The 19163-nt window shown below is 70.6% G+C and carries 20 protein-coding genes; 8 read left to right on the forward strand and 12 right to left on the reverse strand.

Going from position 1 to position 19163, the window contains the following annotated elements:
* The first annotated feature begins 8 nt into the window (after window positions 1–8).
* Both cysD and cysC read left to right on the forward strand, forming a co-directional pair.
* Window positions 9–938, forward strand: a complete 930-nt coding sequence (cysD, locus tag OG738_RS41155; RefSeq protein ID WP_329057000.1) for a sulfate adenylyltransferase subunit CysD — start codon at window positions 9–11, stop codon at window positions 936–938.
* The gene (gene cysC, locus OG738_RS41160; protein ID WP_329049216.1) at window positions 938–2746 is read left to right on the forward strand and encodes an adenylyl-sulfate kinase; all 1809 of its coding nucleotides are present in this window, start codon (window positions 938–940) and stop codon (window positions 2744–2746) included. Before cysD ends, cysC begins: the two co-directional genes overlap by 1 nt.
* A 117-nt stretch (window positions 2747–2863) precedes the next feature.
* On the opposite strand, the gene OG738_RS41165 is transcribed toward cysC, so the two are convergent.
* From OG738_RS41165 to OG738_RS41210, 10 genes are all read right to left on the reverse strand, one after another.
* Window positions 2864–3400 carry a snapalysin family zinc-dependent metalloprotease gene (locus tag OG738_RS41165; protein WP_329049218.1) on the reverse strand — a complete coding sequence of 179 codons (537 nt, stop codon included), beginning with the start codon at window positions 3398–3400 and terminating at the stop codon, window positions 2864–2866.
* Between the two features lie 217 nt (window positions 3401–3617).
* Complete coding sequence (gene lepB, locus OG738_RS41170) at window positions 3618–4397, reverse strand: signal peptidase I (RefSeq protein WP_329049220.1); 780 nt, start codon at window positions 4395–4397, stop codon at window positions 3618–3620.
* Window positions 4398–4426: 29 nt separating this feature from the next.
* On the reverse strand, window positions 4427–4762 hold the full coding sequence (locus OG738_RS41175) for a YnfA family protein (RefSeq protein ID WP_329049221.1): 336 nt from the start codon (window positions 4760–4762) through the stop codon (window positions 4427–4429).
* A gap of 124 nt (window positions 4763–4886) precedes the next feature.
* Window positions 4887–5288: a metal-sulfur cluster assembly factor gene (locus tag OG738_RS41180; RefSeq protein ID WP_013224702.1), complete on the reverse strand. Its 402-nt coding sequence runs from the start codon at window positions 5286–5288 to the stop codon at window positions 4887–4889.
* Complete coding sequence (sufU, locus tag OG738_RS41185) at window positions 5285–5734, reverse strand: Fe-S cluster assembly sulfur transfer protein SufU (RefSeq protein WP_329049227.1); 450 nt, start codon at window positions 5732–5734, stop codon at window positions 5285–5287. The genes OG738_RS41180 and sufU overlap by 4 nt, the downstream gene beginning before the upstream one ends.
* A complete protein-coding gene (locus OG738_RS41190) occupies window positions 5731–7020 on the reverse strand; it encodes a cysteine desulfurase (RefSeq protein ID WP_329049229.1) in 1290 nt (429 codons plus the stop codon). The genes sufU and OG738_RS41190 overlap by 4 nt, the downstream gene beginning before the upstream one ends.
* A 40-nt stretch (window positions 7021–7060) precedes the next feature.
* On the reverse strand, window positions 7061–7831 hold the full coding sequence (gene sufC / locus OG738_RS41195) for a Fe-S cluster assembly ATPase SufC (protein ID WP_086678000.1): 771 nt from the start codon (window positions 7829–7831) through the stop codon (window positions 7061–7063).
* A gap of 31 nt (window positions 7832–7862) precedes the next feature.
* Window positions 7863–9035 carry a Fe-S cluster assembly protein SufD gene (gene sufD / locus OG738_RS41200; RefSeq protein ID WP_329049233.1) on the reverse strand — a complete coding sequence of 391 codons (1173 nt, stop codon included), beginning with the start codon at window positions 9033–9035 and terminating at the stop codon, window positions 7863–7865.
* A 2-nt stretch (window positions 9036–9037) separates the two neighbouring features.
* Window positions 9038–10486 carry a Fe-S cluster assembly protein SufB gene (sufB, locus tag OG738_RS41205; protein WP_086856740.1) on the reverse strand — a complete coding sequence of 483 codons (1449 nt, stop codon included), beginning with the start codon at window positions 10484–10486 and terminating at the stop codon, window positions 9038–9040.
* The gene (locus tag OG738_RS41210) at window positions 10483–11280 is read right to left on the reverse strand and encodes a helix-turn-helix transcriptional regulator (RefSeq protein WP_329057002.1); all 798 of its coding nucleotides are present in this window, start codon (window positions 11278–11280) and stop codon (window positions 10483–10485) included. Before OG738_RS41210 ends, sufB begins: the two co-directional genes overlap by 4 nt.
* A 172-nt stretch (window positions 11281–11452) precedes the next feature.
* Here OG738_RS41210 and mptB point away from each other — a divergent pair, with 172 nt between their 5' ends.
* From mptB to OG738_RS41235, 5 genes are all read left to right on the forward strand, one after another.
* A complete protein-coding gene (gene mptB / locus OG738_RS41215) occupies window positions 11453–13084 on the forward strand; it encodes a polyprenol phosphomannose-dependent alpha 1,6 mannosyltransferase MptB (protein WP_329057004.1) in 1632 nt (543 codons plus the stop codon).
* Between the two features lie 6 nt (window positions 13085–13090).
* On the forward strand, window positions 13091–14017 hold the full coding sequence (locus OG738_RS41220; RefSeq protein ID WP_329049235.1) for an ABC transporter ATP-binding protein: 927 nt from the start codon (window positions 13091–13093) through the stop codon (window positions 14015–14017).
* On the forward strand, window positions 14014–14799 hold the full coding sequence (locus OG738_RS41225; RefSeq protein ID WP_329049238.1) for an ABC transporter permease: 786 nt from the start codon (window positions 14014–14016) through the stop codon (window positions 14797–14799). Before OG738_RS41220 ends, OG738_RS41225 begins: the two co-directional genes overlap by 4 nt.
* Before the next feature lie 179 nt (window positions 14800–14978).
* On the forward strand, window positions 14979–15944 hold the full coding sequence (locus tag OG738_RS41230; protein WP_329049239.1) for a COX15/CtaA family protein: 966 nt from the start codon (window positions 14979–14981) through the stop codon (window positions 15942–15944).
* A 49-nt stretch (window positions 15945–15993) separates the two neighbouring features.
* Window positions 15994–16911, forward strand: a complete 918-nt coding sequence (locus OG738_RS41235; RefSeq protein WP_329049240.1) for an acyl-CoA desaturase — start codon at window positions 15994–15996, stop codon at window positions 16909–16911.
* 28 nt (window positions 16912–16939) lie between these two features.
* On the opposite strand, the gene OG738_RS41240 is transcribed toward OG738_RS41235, so the two are convergent.
* The gene (locus OG738_RS41240) at window positions 16940–17800 is read right to left on the reverse strand and encodes a hypothetical protein (protein WP_329049242.1); all 861 of its coding nucleotides are present in this window, start codon (window positions 17798–17800) and stop codon (window positions 16940–16942) included.
* Entirely contained in the window at window positions 17797–18087 is a 291-nt protein-coding gene (locus tag OG738_RS41245; protein ID WP_329049244.1) for a hypothetical protein, read from the reverse strand. The genes OG738_RS41240 and OG738_RS41245 overlap by 4 nt, the downstream gene beginning before the upstream one ends.
* A gap of 92 nt (window positions 18088–18179) precedes the next feature.
* Between OG738_RS41245 and OG738_RS41250 the strand changes: the two genes are divergently transcribed.
* Window positions 18180–19148: a quinone oxidoreductase family protein gene (locus tag OG738_RS41250; protein ID WP_329049246.1), complete on the forward strand. Its 969-nt coding sequence runs from the start codon at window positions 18180–18182 to the stop codon at window positions 19146–19148.
* The last annotated feature ends 15 nt before the right edge of the window (window positions 19149–19163 follow it).

Consider the following 19163-nt stretch of genomic DNA (forward strand, 5'->3'; position numbering starts at 1 on the left):
ACAAGAACATGTTCTACTTTTTTCCGGTGTCCGTGGCCTATGAGCTGTCCCACCTGGCCGCGCTCGAAGCGGAGGCCGTGCACGTCTTCCGCGAAGTCGCGGCGACCTTCGAACGCCCGGTGCTGCTCTTCTCCGGCGGCAAGGACTCGGTGGTGATGCTGCACGCCGCCGCGAAGGCGTTCTGGCCGGCGCCACTCCCCTTCCCCGTGCTGCACGTCGACACCGGCCACAACTTCGACGAGGTGCTGCGGTTCCGCGACGAGACCGTCGCCGCACTCGGCCTCCGCCTCGAAGTCGCGAGTGTGCAGGACGACATCGACGCCGGCCGCGTCGTCGAGGAGACCGGGCCGCGGGCCAGCCGCAACCGGCTGCAGACGGCGACGCTCCTGCGGGCGATCCGCGAGGGCGGCTTCGACGCGGTGTTCGGCGGCGCCCGCCGTGACGAGGAGAAGGCTCGCGCGAAGGAGCGCGTCTTCAGCTTCCGCGACGAGCACGGCCAGTGGGACCCGCGGGCGCAGCGCCCGGAACTGTGGAACCTCTACAACGGGCGGCACCGGCGCGGCGAGCACATCCGCGTCTTCCCGCTGTCGAACTGGACCGAGCTGGACATCTGGCAGTACGTCCGCGACGAGCGGATCGCGCTGCCGCCGTTGTACTACGCCCATCGCCGCGAGGTCGTCCAGCGAGACGGCATGCTGCTCGCGGCCACGCGCTTCCTGTCCCTCGTGGACGGTGAGACGCCGTACGAGGCGACCGTGCGCTTCCGGACCGTCGGCGACGCGACGTGCACCGGCTGCGTCGAATCGTCGGCGGTGACACCGTCCGAAGTGGTCGCCGAGGTGGCCGCCACCCGCGTCACCGAACGCGGCGCGACGCGTGCGGACGACCGGATTTCCGAGGCAGGCATGGAAGATCGCAAGCGGGAAGGCTACTTCTGATGCAGCTGCTGCGGATCGCCACGGCGGGCAGCGTCGACGACGGCAAGTCCACGCTGATCGGGCGGCTGCTGTTCGACTCGAAGGCGATCTTCACCGACCAGCTCGCCGCGGTCGAACGCGCCAGCCGCGAGCGCGGCGAGGACTACCCGGACCTCGCGCTGCTCACCGACGGCCTGCGCGCCGAGCGCGAGCAGGGCATCACGATCGACGTCGCGCACCGCTACTTCGCCACGCCCAAGCGGAAGTTCATCATCGCGGACACACCGGGGCACCTGCAGTACACGCGGAACATGGTGACCGGCGCGTCAACGGCCGACCTGGCGCTGATCCTCGTCGACGCACGCAAGGGCGTCCTGGAGCAGTCGCGGCGGCACGCGTTCCTCGCGTCGCTGCTCGGGATCGGGCACCTCGTGGTGTGCGTGAACAAGATGGACCTCGTCGGCTGGTCCCGAGAACGGTTCGACGAGATCCGCGAAGAGTTCCGGCGGTTCGCGATGAAGCTGGACGTCGCCGACCTGACGTTCGTGCCGGTCTCGGCGCTGAACGGCGACAACGTCGTCCACCGCAGCGCGAGCATGCCGTGGTACGAAGGGACTTCGCTGCTGCACCAGCTGGAAGAGGTGCACGTCGCCTCCGACCGCAACCTGATCGACGCGCGGTTCCCGGTGCAGTACGTGATCCGCCGCTCCGACTTCCGCGGCTACGCGGGCACCATCGCCGGCGGCGTGTTCAAGCCCGGTGACGAGGTCGTGGCGCTGCCGTCGGGGTTCACGTCCCGCGTGCGCGCGGTGTGGGGCCCGGGCGGGAAACCGCTTTCGGAAGCGTTCACCGGGCAGGCGGTGGCGGTCGAGCTGGCCGACGACCTCGACCTGGGGCGCGGCGCGATGCTCTGCCGCCCCGGCAACCGCGCCGAGTCGGCCCGCGACGTCGACGCGCTGGTGTGCTGGTTCTCCTCGCGGTCGTCGTTGTCGCCGGGTGCGTCGTACGTCGTCCGGCACACGACCACCGAGACGCGGGGTTCGGTGGAGCGGCTCGAATACCGCTTGGACGTGACCACGCTGCACCGGGACTCCGCGGAATCGTTGTCCTTGAACGACATCGGCCGCATCCGGCTGCGCACGCGGGCGCCGCTGCTGTTCGACCCGTACCGCCGCAACCGCGCCACCGGCGGGTTCCTGCTGGTGGACGAGCACACCGGCGACACGGTCGCGGCGGGCATGATCACCGGCGCGGTCGCGTCCCCGGTCGTCTGGCACACGGCGGCGGTCCGCCGCGAGGACCGCCCGACCCGCGGCGCGACGGTGTGGCTGACCGGGTTGTCGGCGTCGGGCAAGTCGTCGGTGGCGGTGGAGCTGGAGCGCCGCCTGGTGGCGGCGGGCCGACCGGCGTACCTCCTGGACGGCGACAACCTGCGCCACGGGCTGAACAAGGGGCTCGGCTTCAGCCCCTCGGATCGCGCCGAGAACGTGCGGCGGGTGGCGGAGGTGGCCCACCTGTTCGCGGACGCCGGCGTGGTCGCGATCGCGTCGCTGATCAGCCCTTATGCCGCGGACCGCGCTTCAGCGCGGGCGATCTCCGGGGATCTGCCGTTCGTGGAGGTCTTCGTCGACACGCCGTTGGAGGTGTGCGAGGCACGGGACCCGAAGGGAATGTACGCGAAGGCACGGGCGGGCGAGATCAAGGGCTTCACCGGGATCGACGCACCTTACGAGCGGCCGTCGTCACCCGACCTGGTCCTGCGGCCCGGAGACGGCGACCCGGCGGCGATGGCGGCGGCGATCCAGGCGCTGCTCGACGACCTGGACTGAGGACCGTGCGTTCGCCGGACACGGCCCGGGCGAGGACCGCGCCCTCTCGGGATGGAGCGCGGGTCGTGAGTGGGAAACAGTGTGCTAACCCTGTTTCCCACTCACGACCGGCCTGACCTAGTAAGCGACGTTGCGCAGCTCCGCAGCCGCGAAGCCGTTCACCCACAACGACTGCACCTTCGCCGCCTCGGCCGCGGACGGCTTCGCGTTCTTGCACGACGTGCCCGGGCCGTGGCCGGACATCAGCTCGCTGCACGGTCCCGTGTAGTGGTCCGGCAGGCCGAGGTTGTGGCCCAGCTCGTGCGCGGCGATGCGGGTCGGGTCGAAGCCCTCGGCCACCTGGCTCGTGTCCAGGTAGATGTCGCCGTGGCCGTGGCCGTCGGTGTTCGTGTACGAACCGCCGCTGTGGGTCTCGTGGAACTTGATCGTCGTGCCCGTGCTCCGCTTGACCAGCTTCACGTCGGTGACCGCGGCGTTCCAGTTCGCCGCGCCCTGGTCGATCTGGGTGAGGTAGTCCGGCGCGCCCGACGAGCTGTAGTACAGCGTCGTCACAGCGGCCGCCGAAGCGGCGGGGGCGACCGCGAGCCCGAGGCCCAGCGGGGCCGCGACGGCCGTGGCCAGCGCCACGACCCGGCTGATCGCGCGTCCGTTCATCGTGTCTCCTTCGTCCGGTTCAGGGAACACTTCACCGTGGTTCGAGCGGTCAGGTTAGAAGTCCACGGACGCCCGGGGCCACGGCCGAAAGTAGTTCCCTGGCGGGAGGGACGCCGATCCCACCGCCGCGTGAGCCGTCCGGCCCAGCCGCCGCGGGCCTGCGCTCCACGCATCGCGGCGGACCGGACGCTGCACCAGGTGTTCGGCTACCGGTGGATCAGCGCACCGGCGGGGCAGCGGCTGCTCTTCGTCGTCTTCCGGCGCTCCGGACGGCGGACACGATCACCCCGACGAGCCCGGCGGCGAACACCACCACGCCACCGGCGAGCCACCAGCGCAGCCCGCTGAACGTGGTGTCTTCGAACGGCGCGCCGGGCAGGCCCGCGTCGGTGAACGCGCTCGTGCGGGCCAGCGGCGACGGGCGGAAGACGGTCCCGGTGGCGATCACGAGCCCGCTGATCCCGGAAGTCCGGACGACTCCGCGGAAACGCGAATCGTCGGCGTTCCCGCGCTGGTCGCCGAGCACGAACACCTGGCCGTCGTGCACCCGCGTGTCGAACGGCGTGGTGGCCAGCGGATCGTGCGCGTAGGCGCCCTGGCTGAGGTAGGTCTCGGCGACCGCCTTGCCGTTGACGGACAGGCCTCCGGCGGTGCAGCAGGCGACCGTGTCCCCGGCGACGGCGACGACCCGGAAAATGCTGGCGCCGGGCTGGCTCGGGGAGGCGTACGCGCTCCGGTCGAACATGACCACGTCCCCGCGGTGGACCTCCTCACCGCCGAGAACGCGCACGATGACCGAGTCACCCTGCTCCAGCGCGGGACTCATCGCCGAGCCGGGCACCCGGTAGGACCGGTAGCCGAAGACGACCGTGCCCAGGCCGTAGGCCGCGGCCCCGAATCCCAGCAGGGTCACGACGATCCACACCACGAGCACCCGGGAGACCCGGCGGCGCTTCGGCGGTTCCGGCGGCGCGGGCGGGAATACGAATTCGGTCACGGTGATCTATCGGCGGGCCACCGGGCTCGTTACCCCGTCCGTGGCGCGTACATGATGACCGCGACCCCGGCGAGGCACAGCAGCGCCCCGATGACGTCGTAGCGGTCCGGGCGGTAACCGTCCGCGACCATTCCCCAGGCCAGCGAGCCCGCGACGAACACGCCGCCGTACGCGGCGAGGATGCGGCCGAAGTGGGCGTCCGGCTGGAGTGTCGCCACGAAGCCGTACACGCCCAGTGCCAGGATTCCGCCGCCGATCCAGAGCCAGCCACGGCTTTCGCGGACGCCCTGCCAGACCAGCCACGCGCCGCCGATTTCGCAGACCGCCGCCGCGAGGAACAGGACGATCGAGCGCAGGACCACCACCCGGGGATACTAACTGCCGTGCCGTTCACGCTGAGTCATCGTCGTCGGCAACGCGACCTAACTCGCGGTCACCGGCGCCGGCAGCGGGCCACCCCGGAGGGTGACCCGCTCGATGTGCGAAAAGTCAGACGGTGAAGCCGAGGGCGCGCAGCTGCTCGCGGCCGTCCTCGGTGATCTTCTCCGGGCCCCACGGCGGCATCCAGACCCAGTTGATCCGGAAGTCCTTGACCAGGCCGCCGGAGGTCAGCGCGGCGGACGTCTGGTCCTCGATGACGTCGGTCAGCGGGCAGGCCGCCGACGTGAGCGTCATGTCGATCGTGGCCGTGTTGTCCGGTTCGACGCGGATGTCGTAGACCAGCCCCAGGTCGACGACGTTGATGCCGAGCTCCGGGTCGACGACGTCGCGCATGGCTTCCTCGACGTCCTCGAGCTTGGCGAGGTCGAGGTCCTGCGTGGCGGTGGTCTCGGCGTCGAGGTCGGCGGCGGTCCGGCCCTCGCGAGCGTCGGTGGCGGTGTCTTCGGTCATGCTTTCTCAGCTCCACTGGTGGTCCGGGCGACGGCGTCCTTGAAAGCCATCCAGCCGAGGAGGGCGCACTTGACGCGGGCGGGGTACTTCGCGACGCCCGCGAAGGCGATCCCGTCCTCCAGCACGTCCTCGTCCGGCTCGATCTTTCCCTTGCCCTGCATCAGCTCCACGAAGGCGTCCATGGTGGTGAACGCCTCCTCAAGCGTGTGGCCGACGACGAGATCCGTCAAGACCGACGTCGAGGCCTGGCTGATCGAGCAGCCCTGGCCGTCGTAGGAGACGTCGGCGACCTTCCCGTCGTCGAGCTTGACCCGCAGCGTCACCTCGTCGCCGCAGGTGGGGTTGACCTGGAACGACTCGGCGTCGAACGGGTCGCGCAGCCCGCGCCCGTGCGGGTTCTTGTAGTGGTCCAGGATGATCTCCTGGTACATGCTCTCCAGGTTCACTGAGCCACCCCGAAGAACTTCTGGGCCTCGCGCACACCCGCTACCAGCGCGTCCACTTCGGACAGCGTGTTGTAGAGGTAGAACGACGCGCGCACGGTCGCCTGCGCGCCACACGCGCGGTGCAGCGGCCACGCGCAGTGGTGGCCGACGCGGACGGCGATGCCGAGGCTGTCGAGCACCTGGCCGGCGTCGTGCGGGTGCACGCCGTCGATCACGAACGACACGGTCGCGCCGCGGTCCGCCAGGTCGGTCGGCCCGACGATCCGGACGCCCGGGATCGCGCCGATGCCTTCGAGGGCCGCCGCGGCCAGCTCGTGCTCGTGCGCGGCGATGCGGTCCATGCCGATGGCCGAGAGGTAGTCCACGGCCGCGCCGAGGCCGATGGCCTGCGACGTCATCGGCACGCCGGCCTCGAACCGCTGCGGCGGCGGCGCGAAGGTCGAGCCCTCCATGCGGACCATCTCGATCATCGACCCGCCGGTGAGGAACGGCGGCATGGCCGACAGCAGCTCAGTGCGACCGTAGAGGACACCGATCCCGGACGGGCCCAGCATCTTGTGCCCGGAGAACACCGCGAAGTCGACGCCCAAAGCGTGGAAGTCCACCGGGAAGTGGGGCACCGACTGGCAGGCGTCGAGCACGGTCAGCGCGCCGACGGCCTTGGCCTTCTCGACGAGCAGCGAGACCGGGTTGACCGTGCCGAGCACGTTGGACTGGTGCGCGAACGCGACGACCTTGGTGCGCGGCGTGATCAGTTCGTCCACATCGGACAGATCAAGGCGCCCCTCGGGGGTCACCTTGAACCACTTCAGCGTCGCCCCGGTGCGCTGGCACAGCTGCTGCCACGGCACGAGGTTCGCGTGGTGCTCCATCTCGGTGATGACGATTTCGTCGCCCGGGCCGACCACGAAACGCGAAGCTTCGGGACCGGCCGTGGCGGCGTTGCTCATCGAGTACGCGACGAGGTTGATGCCCTCGGTCGCGTTCTTGGTGAACACCAGTTCCTCGGGGTCGGCGCCGACGAACTCCGCGATCTTCGCGCGCGCGGACTCGTAGGCGTCGGTGGCCTCTTCGGACAGCTGGTGCGCGCCGCGGTGGACCGCGGCGTTCGACGTGAAGACGTAGTCGCGTTCGGCATCGAACACCTGCGTCGGGCGTTGGGAGGTCGCCCCGGAGTCCAGGTACACCAAGGGTTTCCCGTCACGGACAGTGCGCGACAGGATGGGGAAGTCGGCCCTCAGGGCCGCCACGTCCAGTGGCAAAGAGCTGGCCGAGGTGGTGGTCATCGGGCCGACTCCTCTCATTCTCGGTGTGTACTGGCGAAAGTCAGAGCGCCGCGGGCTCGGGCTTGCCCACGTACTTGACGTAGCCGTTCTCCTCCAGCTCGTCCGCCAGCTCCTTGCCGCCCGACTCGACGATCTTGCCGCCGGCGAAGACGTGCACGAAGTCCGGCGTGATGTGCCGCAGGATCCGGGTGTAGTGCGTGATCAGCATGACGCCGACCTCGCTCGAAGCCTTGTACGCGTTCACGCCCTCGGAGACGACGCGCAGGGCGTCGACGTCGAGGCCGGAGTCGGTCTCGTCGAGGATGGCGAACTTCGGCTTGAGCAGCGCCAGCTGCAGGATCTCGTGGCGCTTCTTCTCGCCGCCGGAGAAGCCCTCGTTGACCGAGCGCTCGGCGAACTCCTGCGAGATCTCGAGCTTGCCCATCTCCTCCTTGACCTCCTTGACCCAGTGGCGCAGCTTGGGGGCCTCGCCACGGACCGCGGTGGCCGCGGTGCGGAGGAAGTTGGACATGGACACGCCCGGCACCTCGACCGGGTACTGCATCGCGAGGAACAGGCCGGCACGGGCGCGCTCGTCGACGCTCATCTCGAGGACGTTCTCGCCGTCGAGCAGCACCTCACCGGAGGTCACCTGGTACTTCGGGTGGCCGGCGATCGCGTAGGACAGCGTGGACTTGCCGGAGCCGTTGGGGCCCATGATCGCGTGCGTCTCGCCCGACTTGATGGTCAGGTTGACGCCCTTGAGGATCTCCTTGGCGCCCTCGTCGGTCGTGACCGAGGCGTGGAGGTCCTTGATTTCCAGGGTAGCCATTCTTCGTTTCCTAAGTCAGTGGTGGACGGCGTCAGGCGCCAACGGCTTCGAGCTCGGCCTCGATCGCGGCTTCGAGGCGCTCGCGCACCTCGGGGACGTCGATCTTCACCAGGATCTCGTGGAAGAACCCGCGCACGACCAGCCGTCGCGCGGCTTCTTCGGCGATCCCGCGCGACTGGAGGTAGAACAACTGCTCGTCGTCGAACCTTCCCGTCGCGCTCGCGTGGCCGGCGCCTTCGATCTCGCCGGTCTCGATCTCGAGGTTCGGCACCGAGTCCGCGCGGGCCCCGGGGGTGAGCACCAGGTTGCGGTTGAACTCGTAGGTGTCGGTCGACTCGGCCGCGGCGCGGATCAGCACGTCCCCGATCCAGACCGTGTGCGCGCCGTCGCCCTGCAGCGCGCCCTTGTAGCCCACGCGCGACTTGCAGTTCGGCACCGCGTGGTCGACGAAGAGGCGGTGCTCCTGGTGCTGGCCCTGGTCCGCGAAGTAGACGCCGAGCATCTCGACGTCGCCGCCCTTGTCGGTGAAGGTCGCGGTCGGCGAGACGCGGACCAGGTCGCCGCCCAGGGTGATCACGGTGTGCCGCAGCGCGGCGTCGCGGCCCAGCTTCAGGTGCTGCTCGGAGACGTGCACGGCGTCGTCGGCCCAGTCCTGGACGCTGACCACGGTGACCTTGGCGCCGTCGCCGATGACGAACTCGACGTTGTCGGCGTAGGTGCCGGAGCCGACGTGGTCGAGCACGATCACGGCCTCGGCGAACGCCTCGGCGCGGACCTGCAGGTGCCCGTACGCGACCTGGTCCTCGCCCGGGCCGTGGATGCGCAGCACGGACGGCTTCGACGCCTTCGTCTCCTTGGGCACCGTGACGACGGTGGCCTTGGTGAACGCGGAGTACGCCTGCGCGGCGATCCGGTCGCTCGGGACGCCCGCGGCGCCCAGCCGCTCGTCGTCGCGGCCGACGGTCTCGATCTTCAGCTCGGGCGCGGCGTCCGTCTCGAGCGTGATCTCGCCGGTGGCGGTCGCGCTGCCGTCGTGGAGGCCGCGAAGGCGCTTCATCGGCGTGAAGCGCCAGTTCTCCTCACGACCGCCCGGGACCTCGAAGGCCTCGACGTCGTAGGAGGTGAAGCGCTCCGCGCGGGAGGCCGCCGGAATGACGGCCCCCTCGCGAAGCGATTCCGAAACGTTGTTCTCGGTAACCGACATGACTAGCCGACGGACCCTTCCATCTGGAGCTCGATCAGGCGGTTCAGCTCGAGCGCGTACTCCATCGGCAGCTCACGGGCGATCGGCTCGACGAAGCCGCGCACGATCATCGCCATCGCCTCGGCCTCGTCGAGGCCGCGCGACATCAGGTAGAACAGCTGGTCCTCGCTGACCTTGGACACCGTCGCCTCGTGGCCCATGGACACCTCGTCGTTGCGGATGTCCACGTACGGGTACGTGTCCGAGCGCGAGATCGTGTCCACCAGCAGCGCGTCGCAGACGACGCTGGAGCGCGAGTGGTGCGCCCGCTTCGCCACGCGGACCAGGCCGCGGTACGAGGTGCGGCCGCCGCCGCGCGCCACCGACTTCGACACGATGGTCGAGGACGTGTGCGGCGCGAGGTGCTCCATCTTGGCGCCCGCGTCCTGGTGCTGACCCTCGCCCGCGAACGCGACCGACAGGACCTCGCCCTTGGCGTGCTCGCCCATGAGGAACACCGACGGGTACTTCATCGTCACCTTGGAACCGATGTTGCCGTCGATCCATTCCATGGTCGCGCCCTCTTCGCACTTGGCGCGCTTGGTGACCAGGTTGTAGACGTTGTTCGACCAGTTCTGGATGGTCGTGTAGCGGCAGCGGGCGCCCTTCTTGACGATGATCTCCACGACCGCCGAGTGCAGCGAGTCGGACTGGTAGATCGGCGCCGTGCAGCCCTCGACGTAGTGCACGTACGCACCTTCGTCGACGATGATCAGGGTGCGCTCGAACTGGCCCATGTTCTCGGTGTTGATCCGGAAGTAGGCCTGCAGCGGGATGTCCACGTGCACGCCCTTCGGCACGTAGATGAACGAGCCACCGGACCAGACCGCCGTGTTCAGCGCGGAGAACTTGTTGTCGCCGGCCGGGATGACCGAGCCGAAGTACTCCTCGAACAGCTCCGGCTGCTCGCGCAGCGCGGTGTCCGTGTCCAGGAACAGGACGCCCTGCTTCTCGAGGTCCTCGCGGATCGAGTGGTAGACGACCTCGGACTCGTACTGGGCCGCGACACCGGCGACGAGGCGCTGCTTCTCCGCCTCGGGGATGCCCAGCTTGTCGTACGTGTTCTTGATGTCCTCGGGAAGGTCTTCCCAGCTCGCCGCCTGCTTCTCGCTGGAGCGGACGAAGTACTTGATGTTGTCGAAGTCGATCCCGGAGAGGTCGGCCCCCCAGTTGGGCATGGGCTTCTTCTCGAAGAGCTTGAGCGCCTTCAGTCGCGCTTCGCGCATCCACTCCGGCTCGGACTTCTTCCCGGAGATGTCCGTGACGACATCCTCGTTCAGCCCGCGACGGGCGCTGGCGCCCGCTTCGTCGGAGTCGGCCCAGCCGAACGCGTACTTGCCAAGGGACTCGATGGTCTCTTCCTGGCTCAGTGGCGCGGTGGTGGGAGTGCGCTGCTCGGCAGCGGCAGTCATGCGGGTTTCCCTCCATTCGGGATCCGTGCTGTGCGCCCAGAGGGCACCGTGCTTGCCGGCTCGGGATGGGCCGGCTGACCCGCCGTGACGGGTACGTGGGTGGTGCACGCGGAGTCCCCGCGTGCGATGGTCGCCAGCCGCTGGACGTGGGTGCCCAGCAGCTGCGCGAACGCCTCCGTCTCGGCCTCGCAGAGCTGCGGGAACTCCGCGGCCACGTGGGCGACCGGGCAGTGGTGCTGGCAGAGCTGTGCGCCCACGTTCTGCTGAAGACCAGGTGCTTCTTTCGAAGATTTCAGTGCACCGACCTGACGGGTCGACGCAGCGTAGCCCTCCCTGGTCAGGGCGGTCGCGAGGGCCTCCGCGCGTGCCGCCGGATCACTCGAACCGGTGATCGCCGCGCGGTGCGGCCCGACCAGCTTCTCGATGCGGCGTTCGGCGAAGGAACGGACGGCGTCCTCGCCCGCGTGCTCGGCGAGGAAGCGGATGGCGGAGACGGCCAGGTCGTCGTAGGCGTGCCCGAACCGGGCGCGGCCGGACTCGGTCAGCAGGAAGAGCTTCGCCGGACGACCCCGGCCTCGGGGTCCGCGGCGCGGCGCGTCCCGCGTCTCGGCTTCGCCATCCGCGAGAAGCGCGTCCAGGTGCCGGCGGACGGCCGTCGGGCTGATCCCGAGCTGCTCGGCGACCACGACGGCGGTCATGGGACCCTGTTCCAGGAGCAGCCGGGCGACCTCGTGGCGGGTCTTGCCCTCGGCGCTGACCTGCGACGGAACGTGCGGATGCGCGGCGCGGGGCATGTCGCCGCCCGCCTGGTCACCCGCCTCCGTCTTTTTCACAACACAAGTGTGTCTTATTTCCCGGCAGTCGGCAAAGGCGGGGTGTCCGGCAGTGACCCGACTCACTCGCCGGCGGCCCCGATACCCTGCACCCGTGGCAGTAGGCGAACACCCCGCACAGCAGGAACTGCCCGTGGCGGAGCTCTCCACGGGGAGTGCCCACCCCGTCACGCTCTCGCCCGTCGGCCCGCTCGAGCCGCTGCCCCTCGAGGCCGACGAGCGCCGCGGCCTCGACGTCGTCCGCCGGTTCGGCACGGTCGGGTCGCTCTTCCTCGCGCTCGGCTCGCTCGGCGCCGGCGCCGCCCCGGTGATCAACCCGGTGCAGGAGATTCCGGTGCTGCGGCTGTTCACCCGGATCCCGACGGTCTCGCTGGCCATCGCCATCTCCGGGATGGGCATCCTGGTGCTGAGCTGGCTGATGCTCGGCCGGTTCGCCCGGCCCGACCGCGCGCGGCTCGCGTCGCAGGGCCAGCTCGCCCGCACCATCGCGCTGTGGGTGCTGCCGCTGCTGGTCATCCCGCCGCTGTTCTCCCGCGACGTCTACAGCTACCTCGCGCAGAGCGAGATCGTGCACCGCGGCATGGATCCCTACGTCCTCGGCCCGGCGCAGGCCCTCGGCGTCGCCGACCCGTTCACCGCCGGCGTGTCGAACATGTGGCGCGAGACGCCGGCGCCGTACGGGCCCCTGGTCCTGCGCCTCGGCGGCTGGCTCGCGCCGCTGTCCGGCAACAGCATCGCCATGGGCGTGCTCCTGCAGCGCGTGCTCGCCCTGGCCGGCGTCGTCCTGATCGTCTGGGCGCTCCCCCGGCTGGCGCGCCGCTTCGGCGTCCAGCCCGCGACGGCGCTGTGGCTCGGGGCGCTGAACCCGCTGCTGATCTTCCACTTCGTCGCCGGCGCCCACAACGACGCGCTGGCCATCGGCCTGATGCTCGCCGGGCTGGAGGTCGGCATCCGGCGGCTGCCGATCCGGGTGAAGGGCGACACGCCACCCCCGCTGGCGCACGGCGAGCTGCTCTACATCGGGCTCGGGGTGGCGATCATCACCCTCGGCGTCGCGGTGAAGCTGCCCGCGCTGTTCGCGTTGCCGTTCTTCGCCGTGATGGTCGCTCGGCGCTGGCACGGCCGCCTCAAGGACCTCTTCTTCGCCGGGGCGCCGATGGCGCTGTGGTTCGGCGTCGTGCTGGTCGCCGTCTGCTTCGGCACCGGGCTCGGCTTCGGCTGGGTCGGTGCGACGTTCGACACCCCCGGCCTGGTCCGCTCCTGGATCTCCCCCACCGCCGAGCTCGCCAACCTCTCCGGCGTCCTCGGCATCGCGCTCGGGCTCGGCAACCACACCAACGGGCTGGTGCCCATCCTCGGCGCGCTCGGCTACCTGATCGCCGTCGCCATCACGTTCAAGTTCCTGTGGGACAGTTTCAAGTGGCGCTACCGGCCGATCATCGGCCTCGGCGTCTCGCTCGGCGCGGTGATGATCCTGCAGATCAACCTGCAGCCCTGGTACGTGCTGTGGGCGGTGATCCCGCTGGCCGCCGCGGCCGGGACGTCCCGGTTCCGGGTGGCCGCGACAGTGCTGTCCGCCGCCCTGCCGTTCCTGCTGCCGCCGACCGGCAGCACCTTCGACGGCCGCCCGTACGTGCTGCCGTTCGCCTACGGCGCGGCTGTCGTCGTCTGCGGCGGCGGGATGCTGATCGTGCGGCGGCTGGCGCCCGTGCTTCTGTCCAGGCCGTCCCCGCGGCTGCCCGCGCATGCCGAGCCCGTATCGTGACCCGATGTGAGTGCCCCCGCCGTCGAGATCACCGGGCTGGTGAAAAGCTACGGCTCCACCCGCGCGGTCGACGGTCTCGACCTGCGGATGGAGCGCGGCAGCCTGCTCGCCCTGCTCGGTCCGAACGGGGCCGGCAAGACCACCACCGTCGAGGTCTGCGAAGGCTTCCTCAAGCCTGACGCCGGCGAGGTGCGCGTGCTCGGCCTCGACCCGGTGCGCGAGTCGGCCGCGCTGCGCCCCCGCGTCGGGATCATGCCGCAGGGCGGCGGCGCCTACCCCGGCGTCCGCGCCGACGAGATGCTGCGGCTGGTGGCCTCCTGCGCGGCGTCCCCGCTGGACCCGGCCTGGCTGCTGGACGTCCTCGGGCTGGCGTCGGTGCGGCAGACGCCGTTCAAGCGCCTCTCCGGCGGCCAGCAGCAGCGACTGTCGCTGGCCTGCGCCCTGGTCGGGCGCCCGGAGCTGGTCTTCCTCGACGAGCCGACCGCGGGCATGGACCCGCAGGCCCGGCACCTGGTCTGGGACCTCCTGGGCGCGCTGCGGCGCGACGGCGTCTCGGTGCTGCTGACCACGCACCTGATGGAGGAGGCCGAAGCGCTGGCCGACACGGTGGTGATCGTGGACCACGGCAAGGTCGTCGTCTCCGGCGCGCCCCAGTCGTTGACGATCGACGAGACCGGCAACGCGGGCCTGCGGTTCAAGGCCCGCACGCGGCTGGACACGGCCCTGCTGACGGCGGCGCTGCCGGAGGGCTACGCCGTGCGCGAGTCGGCGCCGGGCACGTACGTCGTGGTGGGGTCGGTCGACCCGCAGGTGGTCTCCACGGTCACGGCCTGGTGCGCCCAGCAGGGCGTGCTGCCGGAGGAGCTGCAGGTCGGCAAGCGGACGCTGGAAGAGGTCTTCCTCGAGCTGACCGGACGGGAGCTGCGGGCATGACTTCGTTCCCCGCCGGGACGTTCACCCCGGCGCCCGGCCGCGGATCGCTGGGCCGCATGCTGCGGACGCACGCGCGAGTCGAGGCGAGCCTGACCCTGCGCCACGGCGAGCAGGTGCTCCTGACGCTGCTCATCCCCTTGGCCCTGCTGATCGGCTTGTCGCTGCTGGACATCCTCCCCGCGGCCCAGCTCGGCTCGACGTCCAAAGTGGACTGGATCACGCCCCGCATCCTGGCGCTGGCGGTGATGTCCTCGGCGTTCACCGGCCAGGCGATCGCGCTGGGTTTCGACCGGCGTTACGGCGTGCTGAAGCGGTTGTCGGCAACGGCGTTGCCGCGCTGGCTGCTGGTGGCGGGCCGCCTCGCGGCGGCCCTGGTGGTCGTGCTCCTGCAGTCGGTGATCATCGGCGTCGTGGCGGCGTTCCTCGGCTGGTCACCTTCGCTGTCCGGCCTGGCTTCGGCGGTGGTGCTGCTGATGTTGGGCACGTTGGCGTTCGGGGCTCTCGGGGTCCTCTTGGGTGGCGCCTTGCGCGCCGAAGCCGTGCTGGCGCTGGCGAACATCGTCTGGTTCGTGTTGTTGCTGGCGGGCGGGATCCTGCTGGCGCCGTCGGCGTTGCCGTCGGGGTTGGCTCACGTGGTGGAACTACTGCCGTCGGGGGCACTGGCCGAGGGAATGCGCACGGCCCTGGTCGACGGCGCGTTCGCTCCCGGGCCGCTCGTGGTCTTGGCCGTCTGGGCGGTCGCCGCGGGCGCGCTGGCTTCGCGCACGACGAAGCTCACCTGACCGGCGGCCGATCGAACGACATGAATGACTCATTCAGGTCGTCAGGCGCCAGGAATGAGTCATTCACTACGTTCGGGGTCCCGGTGCGTGCGTGACCTAGGTCCCTTGCGCCGCGTCGCCCGTGCTGGGCGCCGGGACCTGCCGAAAGCCTGTTTTCCGCGCGCTCTACCATCGGATGCGTGCCGTTCACCAGCCTCGTCGCCCGCCTGCCGTATCCGTCCGCTGCCGTGCAGCGGGCCGTCGGGATCGCCGCGGTCCTGGCGCAGGCGCTGATCGGCGTCACCGGGTCCATCGTGCGTGTCACCGGGTCCGGGCTCGGCTGCCCGACCTGGCCGCAGTGCGTGGCCGGCAGCCTGGTGCCGGTGAACCACCCCGGCATCCACGCGCTCAACCAGTGGATCGAGTTCGGCAACCGGCTGCTGACCGTCGTCGTCATCGTCGTCGCCGCGATCGCGGTCCTGACGGCGTGGCGGGTGCAGGTCGACCACCCGAGCCGCACCCGTCTGGTCAAGCTGGCCTGGACGATGCCCGGCGGCGTCGTGCTGCAGGCCGTCGTCGGCGGGATGACCGTGCTCGCCAAGCTGGAGTGGTGGACCGTGGCGATCCACTTCCTCGCCACCACGCCCCTGGTCTGGCTCGCGGTCTTGCTCCTGCGCGCGTTCCGCGAAGGCGACGAGCCCGCGCGGCCGCTGGTCCCGCAGCGCCGGGTTCTGGTCGCCTTGGCGGTCGTGCTGTGGCTGGTGCTCGCGGCGGGCACGACGGTCACCGGCGCCGGCCCGCACAGCGGCGACATCAACACCCACCGCCTGGCCGTCCCGGTCGAGACGCTCGCCCAGGTCCACGGCGGACTGCTCGTGCTGTACCTGCTGCTGCTCGCGGTGTTCGGCCTGCAGTTGCTGCGGGCGGGCGCGCCGAAGGGCCTCTGGCAGCGCTACACCGTCGTCTGGGTGGTCGCGGTGGCGCAGGGCGGCCTCGGCTCGCTGCAGTACACGCTGGGCGTGCCGGAGGCGATGGTGTCGTTCCACGTCCTCGGCGCGATGGCGGTGATCATTGCGACGGCGTCGCTGTGGACGGGCAGCCGCGACCGCGGCCCCGCCATCTCGCTGACGGCGGCGCCGAAGGAACCGGAACTCGCCACCGCCTGAGCAACCGGCGGTCACGCCGCCGTAACTCGGACCACCTACGGTTCGGCGCATGACGACGCGCTCCGCGCCCAAGCCGCTCATCTCCCACCGCCGGGGCACCGGCGAGATGCTCGTGCTGAAGACGTTCCTGCTGGTGCCGTTCGCGGCGCTCCTCGTGGCGGTCCCGCTGGTGTGGGGCTGGGGCATGACCTGGATCGACCTGGCGCTGGCGGCGGCGTTCTACGTGTTCGCGACGCTCGGCGTGACAGTCGGTTACCACCGCTACTTCACGCACGGCGCGTTCAAGGCCTCCCGGCCGCTGCGGATCGCGCTGGCGGTGGCGGGCAGCATGGCGGTCCAGGGCTCGGTGATCTTCTGGGTGGCGAGCCACCGGCGGCACCACGCGTTCGCCGACCGCGAAGGCGACCCGCATTCGCCGTGGCTGTTCGGCACGTCCCCGTCGGCGCTGCTGCGCGGGTTCTGGCACGCGCACATGGGCTGGATGTTCTCCCGCGAGGTGACGAACGCGGACCGCTTCGCCCCGGACCTGGTGGCGGACGGCGACCTGCGGGTGGTCAACCGGTTCTTCTGGCTGTGGATCACGTTGAGCCTGGCTCTGCCGGCGGCGCTGGGCGGGTTGCTCTCGTGGTCGTGGTGGGGCGTGGTGACGGCCTTCTTCTGGGCCGGGCTGGTGCGCATCGCGTTCCTGCACCACGTGTCGTGGTCGGTGAACTCGATTTGCCACCTGATCGGCGAGCGGCCGTTCGCCAGCCGTGACAAGGCGGCGAACTTCTGGCCGCTGGCGCTGCTGTCGATGGGCGAGTCCTGGCACAACTCGCACCACGCGGACCCGACCTGCGCGCGGCATGGGGTGCTGCGGGGTCAGGTGGATGTTTCGGCGCGGGTGATCCGGACTTTCGAGCAGCTCGGGTGGGCGACCGATGTGCGGTGGCCGAGGGCCGACCGGCTGGCAGCGAAGCGGACCTGAGGCGAGCCCGTGGCAACATGACGGGTGACTACGCCAGCTGCTGCCGCACCGCCGAGGCGAACCTCGTCGCCGCCTCCGGGTCCGTCTGGCGGAAGCCCAAGGACGGCTCCGTCAGCTCCAGCTCCAGCAGCAACGGCTTCCCGTCCGCCCCGCGCACCAGGTCCACCCGCGCGTACAGCAGCTCGGCGCGCAGGATGCCCAGCAGGGCCGACGCCGCGTCGAGGACGTCCTCCGCCAATGCCACCGCGTCCGCGGGCGGTGCGGCCGGAGCCAGCTTCTCCGACAGGTACAGCCCTGAGGCGTCCATTGTGGAGCCCAGCATTGCGCTCTTGGAAAAGGCGTGTGAGTAGATTCCGCCCAGGTACACCAGAGCCAGCTCACCCGAGGTGTCCACACTGGACTGATAAGGCTGGATCAGCGCGGTGTGGCCCTCGGCGTGCAAAGCAGCCAGATGAGCAGAAGCATCGGCACCGGCCGCGAACCGGGCCGCGCCTCGGGAACCCGCGCCCACCGACGGCTTCACCACGAAGTCGGACGAGGGAACGCGAGCCGGGTCGCCCGGTGCGACGAGCGTGGTGGGCACCACCGCGAGACCCGCGTCGAGCAGCTCCACCAGGTACGACTTGTCCGTGTTCCAGCGGACCACGGCCGCCGGATTGCACAGAGACGGAACCGACTCGCACCAGGAGAGGAACGACTCTCGCCGCGCGGGATAGTCCCAGGTCGCGCGCAGGATCACGACGTCGGCGGCAGCGAAGTCCGCGTCCGAGTCCCACGCCGCCCACGACACCGAGAAACCCAGCGACTCCAGGGCGGGCACCACGGCGTCGTCGTCGCCGTCGCCCGAGGGGAGTTCCGCACAGCCGACCAGGATCGCCGTGCCGGTCACCGGCCGGCCATCTTGCGGCGGTGCTCCGGGCCGATCTTCGCGGCCTTCACCGTCTCCGCGTCCCAGGACGCGGCGACCAGGTCCTCGACCGCCTCGACCAGCGCCTCGCCGGTCGCCACCGACGGGACCACGACGTCACCCAGCGCGCCGTCCGCGCCCACGAGCACGACGCGTGCGCCCGCCCGGCCGATGTTCTCCACCACCGCGCGGGACGGCTTGCCGTGCGCCTTCACGAACTTGCGCGCCGCGCCCAGCTGCGCACTGGTCGGCGAAACAGTCTCTTCCACGTCCCGAACGATAACCAACAACCGGCCGGGACGCGGAACAGCGTGGCGTCGGCCATAGTTGTGCCTGGGAGAACCCGACCCCAGGAGGACGCATGCCCACCGCAGTGCAGGTGACGAAGACCGGCGGCCCGGAAGTGCTCGAAGCGGCCGAAGTGGACGTCCGCGCCCCGGAGGCCGGCGAACTGCTGGTCGACGTCGCCGCGGCCGGCGTCAACTACATCGACACCTACCAGCGCCAGGGCATCTACCCGATCGACCTGCCGTTCGTGCTCGGCCTCGAGGGCGCCGGCACGGTGGTCGAGGCCGGCGCCGACACCGGCTTCACGACCGGCGACCGCGTCGCCTGGCAGGGGTCCCTCGGCAGCTACGCGGCGCGCAAGGTCCTCCCCGCGTCCATGGCCGTGAAGGTCCCCGAAGGCGTCTCGCTGGAGGCGGCCGCCGCGACCATGTTGCAGGGCATGACGGCGCACTACCTGGTCGCCTCGACGTTCGAGGTCAAGCCCGGCCACGACGTGCTGGTGCACGCGGCCGCGGGCGGCGTCGGCCTGCTGCTGGTGCAGCTGGCGAAGGCGCGCGGCGCCCGCGTGATCGGCACGGTGTCGACCGAGGAGAAGGAGAAGCTCGCCCGCGAGGCCGGCGCCGACGAGGTCATCCGCTACGACCGCGACGACTTCGCCCAGCGCACCCGCGAGCTGACCGGCGGCGACGGCGTCGACGTCGTGTACGACGGCGTCGGCAAGGACACCGTCGACGGCAGCCTGGCCAGCCTCAAGATCCGCGGCCTGCTGGCGCTGTTCGGCGCGGCCAGCGGCCCGGTCCCGCCGATCGACCCGCAGCGCCTCAACTCCGGCGGCTCGCTGTACCTCACGCGCCCGACGTCGGCGCACTACACGCGCACCCGTGAGGAGATCGACTGGCGGTCGAAGGAGCTGTTCGACGCGGTCCTCGCGGGCGACCTCACCGTCCGCATCGGCGGCAGGTACCCGCTGGCCGACGCCCGCAAGGCCCACGAGGACCTGCAGGGCCGCCGGACGACCGGCAAGCTGCTGCTCATCCCCTGACGCCGGCCGCCACCT

The sequence above is a fragment of the Amycolatopsis sp. NBC_01488 genome (assembly GCF_036227105.1).
In the GTDB taxonomy this organism is placed as follows: Bacteria; Actinomycetota; Actinomycetes; order Mycobacteriales; family Pseudonocardiaceae; genus Amycolatopsis.